Origin of the sequence: Streptomyces sp. NPDC006551 (assembly GCF_040611675.1) — a bacterium.
In the GTDB taxonomy this organism is placed as follows: domain Bacteria; phylum Actinomycetota; class Actinomycetes; order Streptomycetales; family Streptomycetaceae; genus Streptomyces.
Genome location: NZ_JBEXOT010000002.1, coordinates 289,469 through 309,160 on the forward strand (window position 1 = coordinate 289,469; position 19,692 = coordinate 309,160).

Below are 19,692 nucleotides of genomic sequence, written 5' to 3' on the forward strand. Positions count from 1 at the left end.
GCGTCTCCGACCCCGCCCTGAAGGCCAACGCCAACGCCCGCCCGGGCGAGGGGAAGATCGCCTCCCTCGTCTCCTTCGGCCCCACCTCGAACAACCCCTCCCAGGGCTCGGACAACCCCCACTACTACGCCTTCGGCCACTGGCAGTACATCGACAAGCTGGTCTTCTGGGGCGGCTCCGCCGGTGAGGGCCTGATCCTGGCCCCGAACGCGACCGTCATCGACGCCGCCCACCGCAACGGCGTCAAGGTCTACGGCACCGTGTTCTTCCCGCCCACCGCCTACGGCGGCCAGATCCAGTGGGTCCGGGACTTCGCCCAGAAGTCGGGCGGCAGGTACCCGGTCGCCGACAAGCTCGCGCAGGTCGCCCAGTACTACGGCTTCGACGGCTGGTTCATCAACCAGGAGACCGCGGGCGGTGACGCCGCCCTGGCGACCGAACTGCGCGAGGAGATGCGCTACGCCCGCGGCCTCGGCCCTGTCGAGTTCATGTGGTACGACGCGATGACCGAGTCGGGCGCGGTGAGCTGGCAGGACGCCCTCACCTCCGCCAACGACTCCTTCCTCCAGGAAGGAACGCGGCGCACCTCCGACTCGATGTTCCTCGACTTCGGCTGGAGCGCCTCGGGCCTCGACTCCTCCCGTACCCTCGCCCGGAGCCTCGGCCGCAGTGAGTACGAGCTGTTCTCCGGCATCGACACCGAGGCGAACGGCTACAACACCTCCGTCCCCTGGGGCTCGGTCTTCCCCGCCGGGAAGCCGCACGTCACCTCCCTCGGCATCTACCGCCCCGAGTGGACCCACACCTCCTCCGCCGGCCGGGCCGACTCCCACGCCCGCGAGGCGCGTTACTGGGTCGGAGCCAACGGCGACCCGTCCGACACCACCACGACCTCCGCCTGGAAGGGCCTCGCCCACTACGTCCCCGAGTCGTCCGCCGTCACCGCCAAACCGTTCGTCACCTCCTTCGGCGCCGGGCAGGGCGACTTCTTCCACTCGGCGGGCGTACGGGTCTCGTCGTCCGGGTGGAACAACCTCTCGCTCCAGGACGTGCCGCCCACCTACCGCTGGCTGGTCAGCTCCACGGGGACCCGCCTCACTCCGTCGATCGACTTCACCGACGCCTACGAGGGTGGCTCCTCGCTGCGTCTGACCGGCACCCTCGACGCCGTCAACACCGTCCGGCTGTACCAGACGAGGCTTCCGGTCGCCGCCGACACCAAGCTGTCCATGGTCGTCAAGACCCCCACCGCGGGCCCCACCCGCCTTCAGGCCGCCGTCTCCTTCACCGACGCGCCGACCACCTTCACCACGCTCGACCTCGGCTCCACCGCCACCACCGGCTGGGAGCGCAAGACCCTCGACCTGTCCGCCCACAACGGCCGGACCATCGCCCAGATCGGCCTGCGGGTCTCCGGCTCCGTCCCCTCCTACGACGTGAGGGTGGGCCAGATCGCCGTCTACGACGGGACGGTGGACCGCACGGCGGCCCCGACCGGTGTCACCGTGCTCGGCACCACCGACGTCAGCCCCACCCGGAAGTCACTGCGGCTGTCCTGGACGGCTCCGGCGTCCGCGGCCGGCTCCGTGCACCACTACGAGGTGTTCCGGCGCAACGCCGACGGCACCCGCACCTTCCTCGGCGGCACGCCGAACGACGCCTACTTCGTCTCCCGGCTCGACCGGGTGGGGTCGGAGAGCGCGACCACGCTCGACATCGAGGCCGTCTCCACCGAGTACGGTCGCTCGCCCGCCGCCACGACCACCGTCGCCTGGTCGAGCGCCACCGACGCGAATCTCGCGCTGAACCGCCCCGCCACCGCGTCCGGCCAGTGCAACGCCGCCGAGACCCCGGCCAAGGCGGTCAACGGCAGCGTCTCCGGTGGCAACGCCGACAAGTGGTGCACGACGACGACCGCCAAGTGGCTGGAGGCCGACCTCGGCTCGCCCCGTACCCTCAACCGCTTCGTGGTGCGGCACGCGGGCGCCGGCGGTGAGGACACCGCCTGGAACACCCGCGACTTCACGATCAAGGTCCGGGGTTCCACCGCCGACCCCTGGGTCACCGCCGCCACCGTCACCGGCAACACCGCGGCGACCACCACCCATCCGGTGACCCTCACGGCCCGCCACATCCGTCTGGAGATCACCCGGCCGACCCAGACCGGAGACGCCGCCGCACGAATCTACGAGTTCGAGGCCTGGGGGTCTTGACGTAGGGCGAATACGGAGGAAAATTCCTAATACACCAGAAAACCAGAGCGAGCCGCACTCGACGGTGAAGACGTTCACCGTCCCGCGTGACCCACTCGCTGGCTCTGGCCAGGCCCCCGGTAGAACTCCCGGGCTCCGAGCTTTCGGCGACGGCCGAGAACCCGGAGCGACGGTGACGGACTACCGGGGACTGTCTTGTCCGGGCCTTGTCCGGGCAGCCCTGTCCGGGCGGGGCTCGGTGGCCCTCTCCGGTGGCGGCTCACGGTGGCGTGCGTCGCCCTGACGTCAGGGCGTGACGCCGCGTTCGAGAATGACCTTGAGGGTCTCCTCGTCCTTCGGGATCTCCTTCCGGGCCTGCGGCCGGACCATGAGGGGGACGAGGACCTTCCCGATGCCCTGACCCTCGAAGTCGACGGCGAGCGTCACGCGGGAGCGCTCGCCGGTGCCGAGCGGCTCGATCGTGCCCTGGACATCGCCCCGTACCGGTCCGTCGATGCCGTGCACGTGCCAGTACCGCGGCGGATCGAGCTCGACGACCTGCATCGTGGTGGTGAACTCGCGCCGCCCGAGCCGCCGCGTCACCGCGACCTTCGAACCGACCGCGATGGGCGCCTCGCTGATCCGGCGGACCGAGACCGCGCTCTCCTGCCACTCCGGCAGATGCGTGGGGTCGGTGACGTAGGAGAAGACCTCCGCGGGGCTACGGGAAATGTCGATGGTTTCCTTGATGGCAGACATTTCGCCCTCTTTACGTTGTTCATCGTCACTTCACACGAATCGTCCCACGGGCGGGGACGCCCCGCCAGGGAGCCGTCAGGCCCGCCGCGCCCGGTGGAGATCACGGATCAGCGCGATCTCGGCCCCGTGGTGCGGCAGCTCCCGGTTGACCCACCAGACGCTGTCCACGAACGGATCCTCCGGGTCGCTGCCGTGCGGATACGTGCTGTGCCCCACCGTGTCGAGCACCGTGTCGTCCGTCGCGAGCAGGGCCTCCCGCCAGGCGCGCGCCGGCCTCGAAGGCCGCGATCGCCGTGGTCTGCGTCGCCGCGACTCTCGTAGTCGTCGCGGGTCAGCCGGTGGCTGTCCGCGGTGTGGTCCGCCCGTAGCGCCGGCAGTTCGCTGAGGTGGCACAGCCGCCAGGCGATGGTCGTGAACGGCGGCGGCGCGGGGTGCGGCGCGGGAGCCGTGTCCCGGCCCCACTCACCGACACCGGTCAAGGCCGTCGCGCGCGGCCCCGCCCCCTCCGCACGGCGGCGCACGGACCAGCACCCCGGGACCGGCTCCCAGAGGTACTCCTCGTCCGTCAGCGGAACCACCTCGACGTCCGTGCCGTTGCCGCTGTCCACGAACGGCCCGGCCATCCGCCGCGTCAGCCGCTCCCGCGCGAAGTCGAACTGGTCGAGCAGGGGGGCCGGCCGGGGCGGTACGTCCATGGAGAACCCCAGGTCGCGTGGACGGGGCGGTCCGTACCCTGACACACTCACCCCCACCCACAGCCGAATTTCCCCGCCCTCACGGGGCGGAGCGGGATGCTCACACACGGCCCGGCACTTGTGTGTGACCAGCGTTACCGATCATGATCGGCCCGGTTGACACGGATGTAACGGGCGTTGCCTACCGTCGGGGTCCGACCGGTTCCACAGAGAGGCCCTCGGTGACGAAACACCCCACGCCGACCCCGCGGGCCGACGCCGCCCAGGTGCGGACCGTCTGCTCCTACTGCGGTGTCGGCTGCGGCATGCTCCTCGACATCGCCACGGGCCCCGACGGCCGACGCCGCGTCCTCAAGGCGACCGGCGACAAGGACCACCCCGCCAACGCCGGACGGCTCTGCACCAAGGGCGCCACCACGGCCGACATGCTCGCCGCACCCGGCCGGCTGACCACCGCGCTGGTCCGCGGCAGCCGCGACGCCGCGCCCGTCCCCACCGACACCGACCGCGCCCTGGCCGACACCGCCCGCCGGCTGCGGGCCATCGTCGACGAGCACGGCCCCGACGCCGTCGCGCTCTACGTCTCCGGCCAGATGAGCCTGGAGGCGCAGTACCTCGCCAACAAGCTCGCCAAGGGATTCCTCGGCACGAACCAGATCGAGTCCAACTCCCGGCTGTGCATGGCGAGCGCCGGCACCGGCTACAAACTGTCCCTCGGCGCCGACGGCCCGCCCGGCTCCTACGACGACTTCGACAAGGCCGACGTCTTCCTCGTCATCGGCTCCAACATGGCCGACTGCCACCCCGTCCTCTTCCTGCGGATGATGGAGCGCGTCAAGGCGGGGGCGAAGCTCATCGTCGTCGACCCCCGCCGCACCGCCACCGCCGACAAGGCCGACCTCTTCCTGCGGATCAGGCCGGGCACCGACCTCGCCCTCCTCAACGGCCTGCTGCACCTGCTGTACGAGAACGGGCACACCGACCCCGCCTTCATCGCCGCGCACACCGAGGGCTGGGAGGCGATGCCCGCCTTCCTCGCCGGCTATCCGCCCGCCACCGTCGCCGAGATCACCGGCATACCCGAGCAGGACATCCGCACCGCCGCCGCCTGGATCGGCGCGGCGGGGGAGTGGACCAGCTGCTGGACCATGGGCCTCAACCAGTCCACCCACGGCACGTGGAACACCAACGCCCTGATCAACCTCCATCTGGCCACCGGAGCGATCTGCCGACCCGGCTCGGGCCCCTTCTCCCTGACCGGCCAGCCCAACGCCATGGGCGGCCGCGAGATGGGCTACATGGGCCCCGGCCTCCCCGGCCAGCGCTCGGTGCTCGTCGCCGAGGACCGGGCTTTCGTCGAGGAGCTCTGGGACCTCACCCCCGGAGCGCTCCGCGAGGACGGCTCGGGCCGGGGCACGGTCGACCTCTTCCGACGGATGGCGGACGGTGAGATCAAGGCCTGCTGGATCATCTGCACCAACCCGGTCGCCTCCGTCGCCAACCGGCGTACCGTCGTCGACGGACTGCGCGCCGCCGAACTGGTCATCACCCAGGACGCGTTCGCCGACACCGAGACCAACGCGTACGCCGATGTGATCCTGCCGGCCGCCCTGTGGACCGAGACGGAGGGCGTACTGATCAACAGCGAGCGCACCCTCACCCTCGCCCGGCCGGCCGCCGACCCGCCCGGCGAAGCCCTCGCCGACTGGCGGATCATCGCCCGCATCGCCCAGGCGATGGGGTACGAGAAGGCGTTCGCCCACGACACCGCCGAAGAGGTCTTCGAGGAGATCAAGCTCGCCCGGAATCCGAAGACCGGCTACGACCTCGGCGGGGTGACCTACGAGCGGTTGCGCGCGACCCCCGTGCAGTGGCCCGCCGCGACCACGGACGGCCCCGCCCGCAACCCGATCCGGTACGTCGACGGCGAGGGCGCCGGCCCCGTCTTCCCCACGCCGAGCGGCCGGGCCGTCTTCCACGCCCGGCCGCACATCGACGCGGCCGAGATGCCCGACGACGACTATCCGTTCGTCCTCAACACCGGTCGCCTCCAGCACCAGTGGCACACCCTCACCAAGACCGGCAGGGTCGACAGGCTCAGCAAGCTCAACCCCGCGCCCTTCGTCGAGGTGCACCCCGAGGACGCCGCGCGGCTCGGCATCGCGGAAGGCGACCGGGTCGCGATCGTCTCCCGACGCGGCAGGGCCGTGCTCCCGGCCGTCGTCACGGACCGGGTCGCGCCGGGCTGCTGCTTCGCGCCGTTCCACTGGAACGACCTGTACGGCGAGGAGCTGAGCGTCAACGCGGTCACCAGCGACGCCGTCGACCCCCTGTCCTTCCAGCCCGAGCTGAAGGTCTGCGCCGTCGCCCTGTCGAAGGCCCCCGCCTCCGAGGCGGACCCGGAGGCCGTCGCGTCCGCGACGGATCCGAAAGCCACCGCGTCCGAGGCGGAGCGGGCGATCACCACGACCGTGACACCGAGCGCCGTCCTGCCGGCCGGACCCGCCACCGCCCTCGGCCTCGCTCCCGCCCCGCCGCCCGTCCTGTCCGAACGGGAGCGGCGGTACCTCGTCGGCTTCCTGGCCGGCCTGGAATCGGGTGCACCGGGCGTCCCCGTCCTTCCTCCCGGCGCGCCGTTCAGCGAGGAGCACACCCAGTGGGTGAACGGCGTCCTCGCCGGTCTGTACTCCCGTACGCCGGACAGCGCGGTCACCGGCGCGTCCGCCGCGCCCGAGGCGGCCCGGGAGGTCGTCGTGCTGTGGGCCTCGCAGACCGGCAACGCCGAGGAGTTCGCCGCCGCCACCGCCGAACGGCTCACCGCGGCCGGACACCGTGCCGCTCTCGCCGGCATGGACGAGGCCGACCTCCGCGCCCTGCCGCCCACCGCCGATCTGCTGCTGATCACCAGCACGTTCGGAGACGGGGACGCGCCCGACAACGGCTCCGGGTTCTGGGACGCGCTCGCCGCCCACGACACCCCGCGCCTCGACGGGCGACGGTACGCCGTCCTCGCCTTCGGGGACTCCTCCTACGCCGACTTCTGCGGGCACGGCCGGCGCCTGGACCGGCGCCTGGACGAACTCGGAGCCGTACGCCTGGCACCGCGGACCGACTGTGAACCGGATTACGGACCCTCCGCCCACGCCTGGCTCGACCAGGTCCTCACCGGCCTCACCGGAGAGTCGGCGGTCCCCGCCCCCGCGTCCGCCCCCACCGCGGGCGCCCGCCGCCCCGGGCCGGCCACCGTGCTCGCCCGGCTCACCGGCAACCGGCTGCTGAGCCTGCCCGGCGCGGGCAAGGAGATACGGCGGTTCACCTTCGACACGAGCGAGAGCGAGACCCCGCTCCTCCACGAAGCCGGAGACGCCCTCGGCGTCCAGCCCGTCAACTGCCCTGAGCTGGTGGCCGAATGGCTGGCCGTCACCGGCCTGGACGCCGCCGAGCCCGTCGAACTCCCCGGCCTGGACGCCGTACCGCTCGGCGAGGCCCTGCACCGCCACCTCGACATCACGCGCCTGACCCCCGCTCTCCTCGGCTTCGTCAGCGAGCGGACCGGAGACCGGGACCTGAGACGACTCCTCCGCCCCGACAACAAGGACGGGCTCGCCCAGTGGTCCTGGGGCCGGCAGGCCGTCGACGTGATCGCCGAGCACCCCGTCCGCGCCGGCGCGCAGGAGTGGGCCGACGTGCTGGGGCGCCTCCAGCCCCGGCTGTACTCGATCTCCTCCAGCCCGCTCACCGACCCCCACCGGGTGTCCGTCACCGTCTCCGTCGTCCGGTACGACAACCGTCACGGCCGTCCCCGCAAGGGCGTCTGCTCGCCCTTCCTCGCCGACGCGGAACCCGGCGCCACGGTCCCGGTCTTCGTCCGCGCCGCCCCGCACTTCCGGCCTCCGGCGGACCCCTCGACACCGATGGTGATGGTGGGCCCCGGCACCGGAGTGGCCCCGTTCCTCGGTTTCCTCGAAGAGCGCCGCGCCCTCGGCCACCGGGCTCCCAACTGGCTGTTCTTCGGCGAACAGCACCGCGCCACCGACTTCCTCTACGAGGAGGAGCTCGCCGCCCTGCTCGCCGACGGCACCCTGGACCGCCTGGACACCGCCTTCTCGCGGGACCAGCGCGCCAAGGTCTACGTCCAGGACCGGATGCGGGAGCACGGCGCCCAGCTGTGGTCCTGGCTCCGCTCGGGCGCCCACTTCTACGTCTGCGGCGACGCGGCGCGGATGGCCAAGGACGTCGACCGGGCCCTGCGCGACATCGCCGTCGCGCACGGCGGCCTCGACGAGGAGGCCGCGGCGGTGTACGTCAAGCAGCTGGCCGCCGACAAGCGGTACGTCCGGGACGTCTACTGAGCCGCCGACGTGTCGGCCGGCGCGGGGCTCACAGGGCCACCAGGGTCACTTCGGTCGCCTTGACGCCCGTCCAGACGGACACGCCGTCGGCCAGGCCGAGCTCGGCGACGGCCTGCGGGGTGATCTCCGCGACGAGCGACGGCACCCGCTCGGACGTGATCAGCACCCGCAGCCTGCTGCCGCTCGCCGTGATCTCCCGTACGGTGCCCGGCCAGACGTTACGGGGGCTGCCGCCGGGCTTCTCACGGTGTACGGAGACGGCCTCTGGCGCGATGATCGCGAGGGCGTCTGTCCCGCGGGGCAGCGGCTCGGCGGCGACCAGGCTGCCCCCGTCCGCGAGTGCGAGCCCGTCGGCGGTGGCCGTGCCGGGCCAGGCGTTGCGGCCGAGCAGCCTGGCCACCCACGGGGACCGGGGATGGCGGGAGACCTCGGCGGGGGAGGCGTCCTGCAGGGTGCGGCCGTCCTCGAGGACCAGCACCCGGTCGGCGAGCGAGACCGCCTCCACGGGATCGTGGGTGACGATCAGACAGACACCTCCGAAGCCGGCCAGATGGGTCCGCAGGGTGTGCCGCACATGGGCCCGGGTGGTCTGGTCGAGCGCGGCGAGCGGCTCGTCGAGGAGCAACAGCCGGGGGCGGGCGGCGAGCGCCCGGGCGAGGGCGACCCGCTGCGCCTGACCGCCGGAGAGCTGGGCGGGACGGCGGTGCGCGAGGTGGCCGACGCCGAGGCGGTCGAGCCAGACCTGTGCGTCGCGCCGGGCCGCGGCGCGCGGCACACCATGGGCGCGCAGGCCGTAGGCGGTGTTGGCGAGGGCGGACAGGTGCGGGAAGAGGGCGCCGTCCTGGGGCACCCAGGCCACCTGGCGGCGGTGCGGGGGCAGATCGGTGACGTCGTCCCCGCCGAGGCTGAGTGCGGCACGGGCCCGCGGCGTGAGGCCCAACAGGGCCCGCAGCAGGGTCGTCTTCCCGGCGCCGTTGGGGCCGACGACGGCGATCGTGGTGCCGGGCTCGGCCTCCAGGGCAAGCTGGGTGAACCCGGTGACCTCGGCGTGCAGCGCCCAGCGCTCCGCGGGACGCACGACGGGGGAGGCGCCGACGTCCGGAGCCGGCTCCGCGGCGGCCGGCCCGGGGGCGGCGGGCGCCGGCCGGGCCTCCGGGGCGCCACCGTTCCACCGGCCGCGCAGCGCGATCAGTACCGCCATCGCGATGGCGAGCAGCAGCAGGGAGACCGAGGTCGCCGCCGCCGGCTCCTCCTGGAGCAGCAGATACACCTGGAGCGGCAAGGTCTGGGTGGTGCCGGGCAGGTTCCCCGCGAAGGTGATGGTGGCGCCGAACTCCCCGAGCGCCCGCGCCCAGGTCAGAGCGGCGCCCGCGACCAGACCGGGGGTGACCATCGGCAGCGTCACGGTGAGGAAGACCCGGAGCGGCGAGGCTCCGAGGGAGGCGGCCGTCTCCTCGTACCGCGGCCGCAGCCCGCCCAGCGCCCCCTCCAGGCTGATCACCAGGAACGGCATGGCGACGAAGGTCGCCGCGACGACCGCTCCCGAGGTGTGGAAGGGCAGCGTGACGCCGAAGGTGCTCTCCAGCCAGGGGCCGAGCAGCCCGCGGCGGCCGAAGGCGAGCAGCAGCGCCACCCCGCCGACGGTCGGCGGCAGGACCATCGGGAGCAGGACGAGGGAGCGGACGATCGCCTTGCCGCGGAACGGCACGCGGGCCAGCAGCCAGGCCAGGGGGACGCCGAGCAGCAGCGAGAGGCCCAGGGCCCAGAACGAGACGATCAGCGACAGTCGCAGCGCCTGGACGGTGCCGGGACCGGTCAGATGGCCGGCCAGCTCGCCCCACTCCGTGCGGGCGAGGACGCCGATCAGCGGCAGCAGCAGGAACGCGACGGCCAGCAGCGCGGGCAGGGCGAGGGCGATCGGGGTGCGGGGGCGGCCGGGTGCGCGGCGGCGGAGACGTGTCATCGCTGTTCCGGGGCTTTCGTCGTGCCTTCCTCGGGTTCTTCCTAAGGCTTCTGGAAGCCCGCGTCCTGAAGGATCTTCTGCGCCTCGGGCGTGCTCAGCCAGGCCACGAACGCCGCAGCGGCCGCGGCGTTCCGCGAGCTCTTCAGGGTGGCGGCCGGGTAGGAGGCGATCGCGTTGCGGTCGTCGGGGATCTCGACGGCGTCGACCTCGTCGGCGGCGCTCGCCGCGTCGGTGCGGTAGACGAGACCGGCGTCGGCCTCGCCCAGTGCGACCTTGCTCAGGACGGACCGGACGCTCGGCTCCTGCGAGACGGGCCGGACCGGGATCTTCTGGGCGTCGAGGATCTGCCGGCTGTAGCGGCCCGCCGGGACTTCGGGTGCGGCGAGCACGACCTTCAGCCGCGGGTCACCGAGGTCCTTCAGCTCGTCGACCTTCTTCGGGTTTCCCGCGCCCGTGGCGATGACCAGCCGGTTCCTGGCGATGACGGTCGGCGTGCCGGTGTCCTCTCGCAGCCCGTCCATCGTCCGGGTGTCGGCGGTGACCAGTGCGTCGGCGGGAGCGCCCTGCCGGACCTGGGCGGCCAGCTCCTGCGAACCGGCGAAGGAGAAGGACACCTTCGTGCCCGGGTGGGTCTTCTCATAGGCCGCGCCGGCGGTCTTGAACACATCCGTGAGTGAGGCGGCGGCCAGCACCGTCAGACCGGCCGCGGGCGCGCCCGCGGAGGAGCCCGTGGCCTTCGAGCCACTGTTCGTACCGCTGCCGCCGTCGCCGCAGGCCGTCAAGGAGACGAGCAGTCCGGCCGTCAGGACGGCGGAAGCGGCCCGACGGCCGGGGGAGAGGGGGTTCGAGACCATGGGCAGGGGCTCCTTGGATGCGGGCCGCGTTCAGGCGCGGTCGATGTGCACGCTGGTCGACTTCACGCGGGCGGTGGCCTGCATGCCGACCTCCAGGCCCAGTTCCTCCACGGCCTCGCGTGTGAGGAGTGAGACGAGCCGGTGCGGACCCGCCTGGATCTCGACCTGGGCGGCCACATCGCCGAGCTTGACGGCGGTGACGATGCCGGGGAAGGCGTTGCGCGCCGAGGTGTACGAGTCCTCCTCGTCCCCCTGCGCGCTCTGTGCGATCTCGACGGAGAACGCCGCGAGGTCACGGCCGTCGATCAGGCGGCGGCCGCTCTCGTCGCGATGGGTCGCGACCCGTCCGGCATCCGCCCAGCGGCGCGCGGTGTCGGGACTGACGCCCAGCAGACGCGCCGCCTGCCCGATGGTGTAGGACTGCATGTGCGCCACGTTAGGCGTCTGAGACTCTCATCTGCAATCGAGCCAGCGCCATTTCATAGCATCCGCGGCTCGGCCTGGAGGAAGCACCAAGAGGGCCGGTCAGGGTGTCGCGGAAGCGTCGACCGCCGTCGGCGGGGAGACGGGCAGCAGATGCGGACGCTTCGCGACCCGCCCGTCGCCGGAGGAGCGGCCGCGCAGACGGCGGCCGAGCCAGGGGCCGAGGAAGGCGGCGGCCCAGCGCAGTTCGGCCGCCACGGCGCGCGCGCCGGTCGGGGCGGGGGCGTTCGGCGCGGGCAGCGGCAGGGACCAGGAGGCGTCGGCTCCGGGGAGCGCGAGGGCGTGGGCGATCGCGGCGGCGATCCGCTCATGACCCAAGGGGCTCGCGTGCAGCCGGTCCGGGCTCCAGATCCGGGGGTCGGCGACCACGGTGTGGCCCGCGGTGTCGGCGACGACCACACCGTGGCGGGCGGCCGCGGCGCGGATCAGGCGGTTCAGCTCCTCGATCCGGGGCCTCAAGGGCCGGGCGAGCGGCGTCAGCTCGGCCATGTCCGGGAAGGTCACCGTCGCGACCCGCGCCCCGGCGGCGGTGAGCGCGGCGAACATCGCCTCCAGGTGCCCGGCCGCCTCCGCCGCGTCGAAGCGGGGCCTCAGCAGGTCGTTCACCCCGGCCACGACGGTGGCCAGGTCGGGGCGGAGATCGAGGGCGGGGCCGAGCTGCTCCGCCCTCACCTGTCCGGCGAGCCGTCCACGTACCGCCAGATTGGCGTACCGCACCGCGGGGTCGACGGCCGCGAGCCGCTCGGCCAGCCGGTCGGCGAAACCGCGCGTACCGACCAGGTCGTCCCCGTCGCCCAGCCCCTCCGTCTGGCTGTCGCCCAGGGCGACATAGCGGAGGCAGGACGGACGTGACGGGGCGTCGGCGTGCGGCATGAGCCCACCCTAGGGACAATGGCGCGACTATTCAACAAATTGACTAGCGAAGTGCTCCCGCCGCTGCTCAGTCGTCGCGGGCCGACGCCCGCCCCACCGCCTCCACCAGCGGCAACAGCCGGTGCGGAACCCGCTCGCGCAGCGCCATCTCCGTACGGGTGCGGACCACGCCCGGCAGCCGGATCAGCCGCTGGATCACGTCCTCCAGATGACCGTTGTCCCGAGCCACCACGCGCGTCAGCAGATCCCCGCCGCCCGTGATCGAGAACGCCTCCACGATCTCCGGTACGGCGGCGAGCGCGTCCCCGACCTCGTCGAGATGCCCCTGGGTCACCTCGATGTGGACGAAGGCGAGCACCGGATGGCCGAGCGCCGCGGGGGAGAGGACCGGACCCGTCGCGGTGATCACGCCGTCCCGCTCCAGTCGGTCGATACGGGCCTGCACCGTGCCCCGGGCCACCCCGAGGATCCGCGCGTACTCGCGCACGCTGGTGCGCGGCCGCTCGATCAGCAGCCGCAGGATGCGGGTGTCGAGCTCGTCCACCGCCATGGTCCGTTGGCCTCCTCCTGGCTGGTTTCTACCCGCGATGACTGTACCAATGGCCCACCGTCGACCGGTTGAGTTGAGCCAGCGGCGGCCAGGTGTTTTCCTTCGGAAGAGTACGAACAGACGGCGCCGCGCACGCGCCGGACCGGCGACGCGGCCGGTACCGGACCCGCGGCGCCTTTCCCATGCCCGGCGGCCGCCACAAGCAGGCCGGGGCACGAGAGCATGCGAAGAGGGTGTGTGTACGGCAGCGGGGGCGGAACGACCGTCGTGAAGAAGGGCCGGGCGGCATGCCGCCGGCTGATCCGGCATGTGTTCGTGGCACCGGACCCGGGCCGGGTCCGGCTGCGGGTCTCCTCGCGCGCCGTGCTCGGCGTCGGCCTCGCCGTCGCCGCGGCCGAACTCGCCGGACTCTCCCTCACCGCCTCCATCACCGGCGGTCTCGCCGCGCTGCTCGCGCTCTTCACCGTCGGCGATCCCACCGTCCGCCGCCAGGCCGTCACCACGGCCCTGCTGCCCGCCATCGGCTTCCCCGTCCTCGCGCTGGCCACCGTGCTGCACGGTGCGCCGCTCCTGCGGGACGCCGCCTGGCTGTTCGTCGTCCTCGCCGGTGTCTACGCACGCCGCTGGGGTCCGCGCGGTCACGCACTCGGCATCTTCGCCTTCATGATGTTCTTCGTCACCCAGTTCCTGCACGCGCTGCCCGCGCAACTGCCGGAGCTGTTCGCGGCGGTGGCGCTCGCCCTCGTCGTCTGCGGCGCGGTCCGCTTCGTGGCCTGGTGCATCGAGCGGCGCGTCCCGCCGCCCGCCGCGCCCGCCCCGCTGCCGGGCAGCGGTCTCGCCCGGCCCACCACCCGGCAGGCCGTCCAGGCCACCGTCGCCTGCGCCGTCGCGCTCGCCGCCGGACAGTTCATCTCGCACGAGCGCTGGTACTGGGCCGTCGGCACCGCCTGGTGGATCTTCGTCAACACCGCCTCGCGCGGCGAGACCCTCGTCCGCGGCTTCCGCCGGGTCGTCGGTACGGTCACCGGCATCGCCGCCGGATTCCTCATCGCCGTCCCGCTGGCCGGTGCCCCCGCGCCGACGGCCGCCCTGGTCGCCGTCTGCGTCTTCGGCATTTTCTACACCGCGCCGCTCTCGTACAGCTGGATGATGTTCTTCGTCACCGTCATGGCGGGCCTGCTCTACGGCCTGCTCGGCGTGCTGCACCCCGGGCTGCTGCTGCTCCGCTTCGAGGAGACGGCCGTCGGCGCGCTCGGCGCGGCCGTCGGCGTCGTCCTGCTGCCCGTCACCACCCACGCGGCCACCAACGCCTGGATCGAGCGGGCCGTCACCTGCGTGCACGACTGCACCACCGCCGCGGCCCGGCGCCTGGCCGGCGACCCGGAGGCCGACCCGGCGCCGCTCGTCGCCGAGCTGGAGCTGCTGCTCGGCCGGGTACGGCTCTCGCTCGCGCCGCTCGTCCACCCGCTCAGCCCGCTGCGCGCCCGCAAGGCCCGCGCCCTCCGTGTGCTCGCCCTGCTCGACGACTGCGCCCGGGAGATCAAGGGACTCACGGCGGTCGCCGCCGACCCGGACGCCTCCCACGACGCACGGCTGGCCGCCGCGGCCTGGCGGGTCGAGTCGGCCGTGCACGCGCTGGTCCGGCCGGCCCGCCCCGCCCGACCGGCGGTGGCGGACGCCGGCGCGCTCCCGCTCCACCACCCCGGCGCCGAGGCCGCCCTCGGCCATCTGTACGGCCTGGAGCGGGCCCTCGTCGACCTGGCCGCCCCTCTGCGTACGGCACCGAACGCGCCCCTCGTCCCCGCGGCCTGAATGTCGCTCCTTCCGATGATCCCCGTTGGTCTAGACCGCCTGCTACCGTCGGCCGGGACTACGGCCGCTCAACCGTGACCGGCCGGCGGACAGGGGAGGCGCCGTGCGCGACGCGGAGGCGGGTCGGACCGAAGAGCGGGACGGGGAGCCGGGCGGCGAGCGTGTGACGGTTCGGGGCGGCCCTCAGGGCCGCCCTCGCGCGTTCATCGGGTCCTTCACCTCGGCGGGCGGCCGAGGCGTCCTCGCGGCCGACGTGGACGCCGCCACGGGCGCTCTGACCATCACCGGGGCGAGTGGCACCGTCGCCGACCCGTCCTTCCTCACTCTCGCCGGAACGACCCTCTACGCCGTCTCGGAGACCGAGGAGGGCGCCGCGGCCGCCTTCGACGTCAGCGGAGCCGCGCCCCGCCCGCTCGGCGCTCCCACGGCCGTACACGGCGCGGCGCCCACCCATCTCTGCGTCGCCGACGGGCATCTCCTGACGGCGAACTACACCTCGGGCAGCGTCACCGTCCTGCCCCTCGCCGAGGACGGCTCACTCCGCCCGGCCGCCGGCCTCGCGCGGCACGAAGGCTCCGGACCTGTCACGGGCCGACAGGACGCCCCGCACGCCCACCAGGTGCTGCCCGATCCCAGCGGGCGCTGGGTGACCGCCGTGGACCTCGGCACCGACTCGGTGCGCGTCTACGCCCTCGACGCCGCGACGGGCGCCCTGCGGCCGCACGGGGAGACCGCCCTGCGGCCCGGCACCGGCCCCCGACACCTGGCCTTCCACCCCGCAGGCACGCACGCGTACGTCCTGAACGAGTTGGAGCCGACCCTCACCGTCTGCCGCTGGGACGCCCACGCCGGAGCCCTCCAGCCGCTCGGCGAGACCCCCGTGCTGCCCGAGGGCGCCACCGAGCCCGGCTACCCCTCCGGGGTCGTCGTGGCCCCCGACGGACGCTTCCTCTGGGCCGCGGTGCGCGGCGACGACTCCCTCGCCGTCCTCGCCCTCGACGAGAGCGGCGACAAGGCCGAGCTCGTCACCACCGTGCCCTGCGGCGGCCACTGGCCCCGCGCCCTCACGCTCGACCCGTCCGGGCGGCGTCTCTACGCGGCGAACGAGCGCTCCGGGGACGTCACCTGGTTCGACATCGACGCGGAGACCGGCGTTCCGCGCCGTGCGGGCGCCGTCGAGGCCCCCGCGGCCTCCTGCGTGGTCTTCGGCTGAACCGCCCCACCACGCACGGGAGGGCCCGCACCGGACATCTCCGGTGCGGGCCCTCCCGTACCGCTTGTCGGGCCGCGCGCATCCCACCGGACGCGGCGCGCCGGATCAGAGGGCAGGGGCGCCCTGCGCCTGCTGCGGGGCGATGCCGAGTACGGCCGTGTACTGCGAGAGCACCAGCTTGCCTATGGCCGGGTACGCGCCGAGCGGCTCGGCGGCGGCGCAGCCGGCCTCCTTCGCGGCGGCGTCGAGCAGACCCTCGGCCAGCTCCGGACCGATCAGGTACGGCGCGAGCGCCAGCTGCTCCGAGCCGGAGGCGCGCAGCTGCTCCGCGACCGCGGTGATCGAGCCCTCCTGGTCCAGCGCGGCGGCGATCACGGGGACGGCCAGACGCGCGGCGAGCAGCATGCCGGTGATGCCGGCGGCCTGGACCGCCTCCTCGCCGCCGACCGTGGCGAGCACGATGCCGTCGGCGGCCGTGGCGACCGTGAAGAGCCGGGCGCGGTCGGCACGGGCCAGACCGGCCTCCGACAGACGCACGTGCAGGGCCTCGGCGAGCAGCGGGTGCGGGCCGAGGACGTCGGTCAGCTCGGCCAGGTTGCCGCTGTCCATCACGGCCTGGCGGATCTGGCGCATCAGGGCGCTGTCCGGGCCCGCGAGCAGCGGAACCACGACGGCGGCCGGGCCCTCGGGGGCGCTGACCTCGCGACCGGCGGCCAAGGCCAGCTCGTACCGCTCGGTGCGCAGCGCGGCCGCCCGCGAAAGGACCGTCGCGAGGGTGGGGTACTCGGCGTCGTCACCGTCCAGGTAGCCGATCGCGGCCTCCAGGCCGGGCAGCTCGGAACGGGCGATGCTCACGACCTCTTCGGCCAGCGAGCGTATGGCGGCCGACGGCGCGCCGGGGACGGCGAGAACGAGTGCGGGAGCGCCCTCGGGCGCCGCCGCGGGTTCTGGGCGACGGTGCCGTCCGGTCTGGCGGGGTCGCGGCATTCGTACAGGCAGGCCGGAAGCAGGCCCAGTGGGGGAGCTCATGCGCCCGCATGCTACTGGTTTCGCCCGCCGCGCACTGCGGTGAGGTGCGGTCGAGCGTTATCTGCCCCTGTATGTCCGAACCACGGTTCAGCCGACGAGATGGAGCATCCGGGGCTCGCGGGGCAGCCGCAGCGAACCGGAGGCGAGGGCCGAGGCGAGGGTGACGGCGCCGTCGAGCGGATCCCCGGCGGCGGCCACGGTTCGCGCGTCCGGCAGCCGCTCCGCGAGCTCCTCACCCAGCGGTACGAGGAGGGGGTCGCCCAGCTTGAACAGGCCACCCGTCAAGGCCACATCGCACGGCCCGTCGTCGGGGCGGACCGCCGCCGCCGCCTCGGCGATGTCGGCGGCTGCCCGGGCGAGGATCTCCGCCGCCACCGGGTCGCCGTCCGCGGCACCGCGAGCGACGTCGGGCGCGAAGGAGGCCAGCACGGCGGGCCGGTCGGTACGCGGGTAGAGCGCGCCCGGCAGGCCGGCGGCCGGACCGAACCGCGCCTCGGCACGGGCGAGCAGCGCGCCCGAGCCACCGCGGCGACCGTCGAAGGCGCGCATCGCCGCCTCCAGACCCGCTCGGCCGATCCACGCACCGCTGCCGCAGTCGCCCAGCAGATGACCCCAGCCGTCGGCCCTGCGCCAGGAGGTGAGATCCGTGCCGAGCGCGATCAGGCCCGTGCCGCCCGCGACGACCACCCCCGGGCGCTGGCCGATCGCTCCCGCGTACGCGGTGACGGCATCGGCCGCGAGCGCCAGCTTCCGTACCCCGAGAGCCTGTTCCAGGGCGCCGGGGAGCACGGCCCGCAGTTCGTCGCCGAGCGTCGCCATCCCGGCGGCCCCGATCGCCACGGCGGCCACGGAGCCGGCGGTTCCGGCCCGCCGCAGCATCGCCTCGGCGGCGGGCAGCAGCTGCTCCAGGAGGTGGGCGGCGTCGATCCCGCCCGGCCCGGTCCGGACCGGTTCGCGTGAGGAGACCGTCTCAGCGACGCGGCCGTCCGCGGCGTCCGCCAGGGCGATCCGCAGCCCCGAGCCGCCCGAGTCGACGCCGAGGACCCGGCCGCCGGTCGTCACGGACGTCGCCGGTTCGTCACGGCAGCCGCCAGTCGACCTCCTGCGCCCCCTGGCGCAGAAGGAGTTCGTTGGTGCGGCTGAACGGGCGGGAGCCGAAGAAACCCCGGTCCGCGGACATGGGCGAGGGGTGCGAGGACTCGATGGCCGGCAGGTTGCCGAGCAGCGGACGCAGATTGCGCGCGTCACGTCCCCACAGCACGGAGACGAGCGGCTTGCCCCGGGCGGCCAGCGCCTTGATGGCCTGCTCGGTCACCGCCTCCCACCCCTTGTCCCGGTGCGCCCCCGGCTTGCGCGGGGCCGTGGTGAGCGCCCGGTTGAGCAGCAGCACCCCCTGGCGGGTCCAGGGCGTCAGATCACCGTTCGAGGGGCGCGGAAGTCCCAGGTCGGTGTTCATCTCCCGGAAGATGTTCTCCAGGCTGGGCGGCAGCGGCCGCACGTCCGGCGCCACGGAGAAGCTCAGGCCCACCGCGTGCCCCGGCGTCGGGTAGGGGTCCTGTCCGACGATCAGGACCCTCACCTCGTCGAAGGGCTGTTGGAAGGCCCGGAGGACATTGGCTCCGGACGGCAGGTAGGTGCGCCCAGCGGCGATCTCCTGTCTCAGGAAGTCGCCCATGGAGGCGATGCGTTCGGCCACGGGCGCGAGCGCGTGCGCCCATCCCGGCTCGACGATCTCATTCAACGGTCGTGCTGCCACGACCGTCACTCTACTGGCGCAGTGCCCCGGCCCTCACCGGATCGGCAGCTCAGTCGATCACCGCCGCCCGCACGCACAGCACGTCAGGCAGGTGCTCGGCCAGCAGCCGCCAGCTGTCCCCGTCGTCCGCGCTGCCGTACACCTCGCCGTTGCGGTTGCCGAAATAGACACCGGTCGGGTCCCCGCCGTCCGTGCACATCGCGTCCCGCAGCACGGTGCCGTAGTGGTCGCCCTCGGGAAGTCCGTCGGTGAGCGCCTCCCAGCTGCCGCCGGCATCGCTCGTGCGGTAGACACGGCAGCGGCGTTCGGCGGGCACGCGGTCGCTGTCGGCGTTGATCGGGAAGACATAGGCCACATCGGCCCGATGGGGGTGGGCGGCGACCGTGAAGCCGAAGTCGGACGGCAGCCCGGCCCCGATGTCGATCCACTTCGCGCCCGCGTCGTCGCTGCGGTACACCCCCCAGTGGTTCTGCAGATACAGCCGGTCCAGGTTGCCCGCGTCCTGCGCGATCTTGTGCACGCACTGGCCGAACTCGGGGTTCGGATCGGGCAGGAACACCGCCGACACGCCCTGGTTGGACGGCGCCCAGCCGGCCCCGCCGTCCAGGGAGCGGAACACCCCCGCCGCCGACACGGCGACCGTCACGGCGTCCGGGTCGCGCCGGTCGGTCACGACGGTGTGCACGGCCTCACCGCCGCCGCCCGGCTCCCACCGGGAGCGCGTCGGGTGCTCCCACAGCGGGCGCACCAGCTCGAACGACTCGCCGCCGTCGGTGGACTTGAACAGCGCGGCGGGCTCCGTCCCGGCGTAGACGACGTCCGGGGAGTGGGCGGGCGCCGGGTGCAGCTGCCAGACCCGTTCCAGGGAAACCCCCGTGTCCTGCGGGAACTTGACCGCGGGCCGGGGCGGTTCGGTCCAGGTCGCTCCGAGGTCGTCGGAGTGGAACACCGAGGGACCCCAGTGCTCGCTGACCCCGCCGACCAGCAGGCGGGGAGTGCCGCGGCGGGTGTCGATGCCGATCGAATAGACGGCCTGCGCGTTGAAGCGGGGTTCGTCGAACTCCCACCGCCCCGCGCGCCTGTGGCCGATGAACAGACCCTTGCGGGTGCCTACGGTGAGTACTACGTCGGGCATGGCCGACACCTCCAGGACGCCGTTGT

Annotated in this window: 15 protein-coding genes; 4 read left to right on the forward strand and 11 right to left on the reverse strand. The window is 73.5% G+C overall.

Annotated elements, in window-relative coordinates; all coding sequences use genetic code 11:
- Positions 1–56 precede the first annotated feature (56 nt).
- Complete coding sequence (locus ABZY12_RS03845; RefSeq protein WP_356886986.1) at positions 57–2,213, forward strand: discoidin domain-containing protein; 2,157 nt, start codon at positions 57–59, stop codon at positions 2,211–2,213.
- 285 nt (positions 2,214–2,498) lie between these two features.
- Here the strand turns inward: ABZY12_RS03845 and ABZY12_RS03850 are convergent, their stop codons facing one another.
- On the reverse strand, positions 2,499–2,951 hold the full coding sequence (locus ABZY12_RS03850) for an SRPBCC family protein (protein ID WP_356886774.1): 453 nt from the start codon (positions 2,949–2,951) through the stop codon (positions 2,499–2,501).
- A 75-nt stretch (positions 2,952–3,026) separates the two neighbouring features.
- Positions 3,027–3,179 (reverse strand): hypothetical protein, encoded by a 153-nt coding sequence (locus ABZY12_RS03855; protein ID WP_356886776.1) that lies wholly within the window; start codon positions 3,177–3,179, stop codon positions 3,027–3,029.
- A gap of 733 nt (positions 3,180–3,912) precedes the next feature.
- Here ABZY12_RS03855 and ABZY12_RS03860 point away from each other — a divergent pair.
- The gene (locus tag ABZY12_RS03860) at positions 3,913–7,998 is read left to right on the forward strand and encodes a bifunctional nitrate reductase/sulfite reductase flavoprotein subunit alpha (protein ID WP_356886988.1); all 4,086 of its coding nucleotides are present in this window, start codon (positions 3,913–3,915) and stop codon (positions 7,996–7,998) included.
- A gap of 28 nt (positions 7,999–8,026) precedes the next feature.
- Here the strand turns inward: ABZY12_RS03860 and ABZY12_RS03865 are convergent, their stop codons facing one another.
- The 5 genes from ABZY12_RS03865 to ABZY12_RS03885 all read right to left on the reverse strand — a co-directional run bounded on the left by ABZY12_RS03865 (position 8,027) and on the right by ABZY12_RS03885 (position 12,721).
- Positions 8,027–9,961 (reverse strand): ABC transporter permease, encoded by a 1,935-nt coding sequence (locus ABZY12_RS03865; protein WP_356886778.1) that lies wholly within the window; start codon positions 9,959–9,961, stop codon positions 8,027–8,029.
- Between the two features lie 41 nt (positions 9,962–10,002).
- The gene (gene modA / locus ABZY12_RS03870) at positions 10,003–10,815 is read right to left on the reverse strand and encodes a molybdate ABC transporter substrate-binding protein (protein ID WP_356886780.1); all 813 of its coding nucleotides are present in this window, start codon (positions 10,813–10,815) and stop codon (positions 10,003–10,005) included.
- Positions 10,816–10,845: 30 nt separating this feature from the next.
- Complete coding sequence (locus ABZY12_RS03875; RefSeq protein WP_356886782.1) at positions 10,846–11,241, reverse strand: helix-turn-helix transcriptional regulator; 396 nt, start codon at positions 11,239–11,241, stop codon at positions 10,846–10,848.
- A 99-nt stretch (positions 11,242–11,340) separates the two neighbouring features.
- Positions 11,341–12,171, reverse strand: a complete 831-nt coding sequence (locus ABZY12_RS03880; RefSeq protein WP_356886784.1) for an SGNH/GDSL hydrolase family protein — start codon at positions 12,169–12,171, stop codon at positions 11,341–11,343.
- A gap of 67 nt (positions 12,172–12,238) precedes the next feature.
- Positions 12,239–12,721, reverse strand: coding sequence for an Lrp/AsnC family transcriptional regulator (locus ABZY12_RS03885; RefSeq protein ID WP_356886786.1), 483 nt, complete (start codon positions 12,719–12,721; stop codon positions 12,239–12,241).
- Positions 12,722–13,021: 300 nt separating this feature from the next.
- On the opposite strand from ABZY12_RS03885, the gene ABZY12_RS03890 reads away from it, so the two are divergent.
- On the forward strand, positions 13,022–14,533 hold the full coding sequence (locus ABZY12_RS03890) for an FUSC family protein (protein ID WP_356886990.1): 1,512 nt from the start codon (positions 13,022–13,024) through the stop codon (positions 14,531–14,533).
- 163 nt (positions 14,534–14,696) lie between these two features.
- Positions 14,697–15,746: a lactonase family protein gene (locus tag ABZY12_RS03895; protein WP_356886992.1), complete on the forward strand. Its 1,050-nt coding sequence runs from the start codon at positions 14,697–14,699 to the stop codon at positions 15,744–15,746.
- Positions 15,747–15,851: 105 nt separating this feature from the next.
- Here ABZY12_RS03895 and ABZY12_RS03900 read toward each other — a convergent pair whose 3' ends face one another.
- From ABZY12_RS03900 to ABZY12_RS03915, 4 genes are all read right to left on the reverse strand, one after another.
- Positions 15,852–16,775, reverse strand: coding sequence for a hypothetical protein (locus ABZY12_RS03900; protein WP_356886788.1), 924 nt, complete (start codon positions 16,773–16,775; stop codon positions 15,852–15,854).
- A gap of 87 nt (positions 16,776–16,862) precedes the next feature.
- Positions 16,863–17,837 (reverse strand): BadF/BadG/BcrA/BcrD ATPase family protein, encoded by a 975-nt coding sequence (locus ABZY12_RS03905; RefSeq protein WP_356886790.1) that lies wholly within the window; start codon positions 17,835–17,837, stop codon positions 16,863–16,865.
- Positions 17,838–17,853: 16 nt separating this feature from the next.
- The gene (locus ABZY12_RS03910; protein WP_356886792.1) at positions 17,854–18,531 is read right to left on the reverse strand and encodes a uracil-DNA glycosylase; all 678 of its coding nucleotides are present in this window, start codon (positions 18,529–18,531) and stop codon (positions 17,854–17,856) included.
- A gap of 49 nt (positions 18,532–18,580) precedes the next feature.
- Complete coding sequence (locus tag ABZY12_RS03915) at positions 18,581–19,666, reverse strand: exo-alpha-sialidase (RefSeq protein ID WP_356886794.1); 1,086 nt, start codon at positions 19,664–19,666, stop codon at positions 18,581–18,583.
- Between the last annotated feature and the right edge of the window lie 26 nt (positions 19,667–19,692).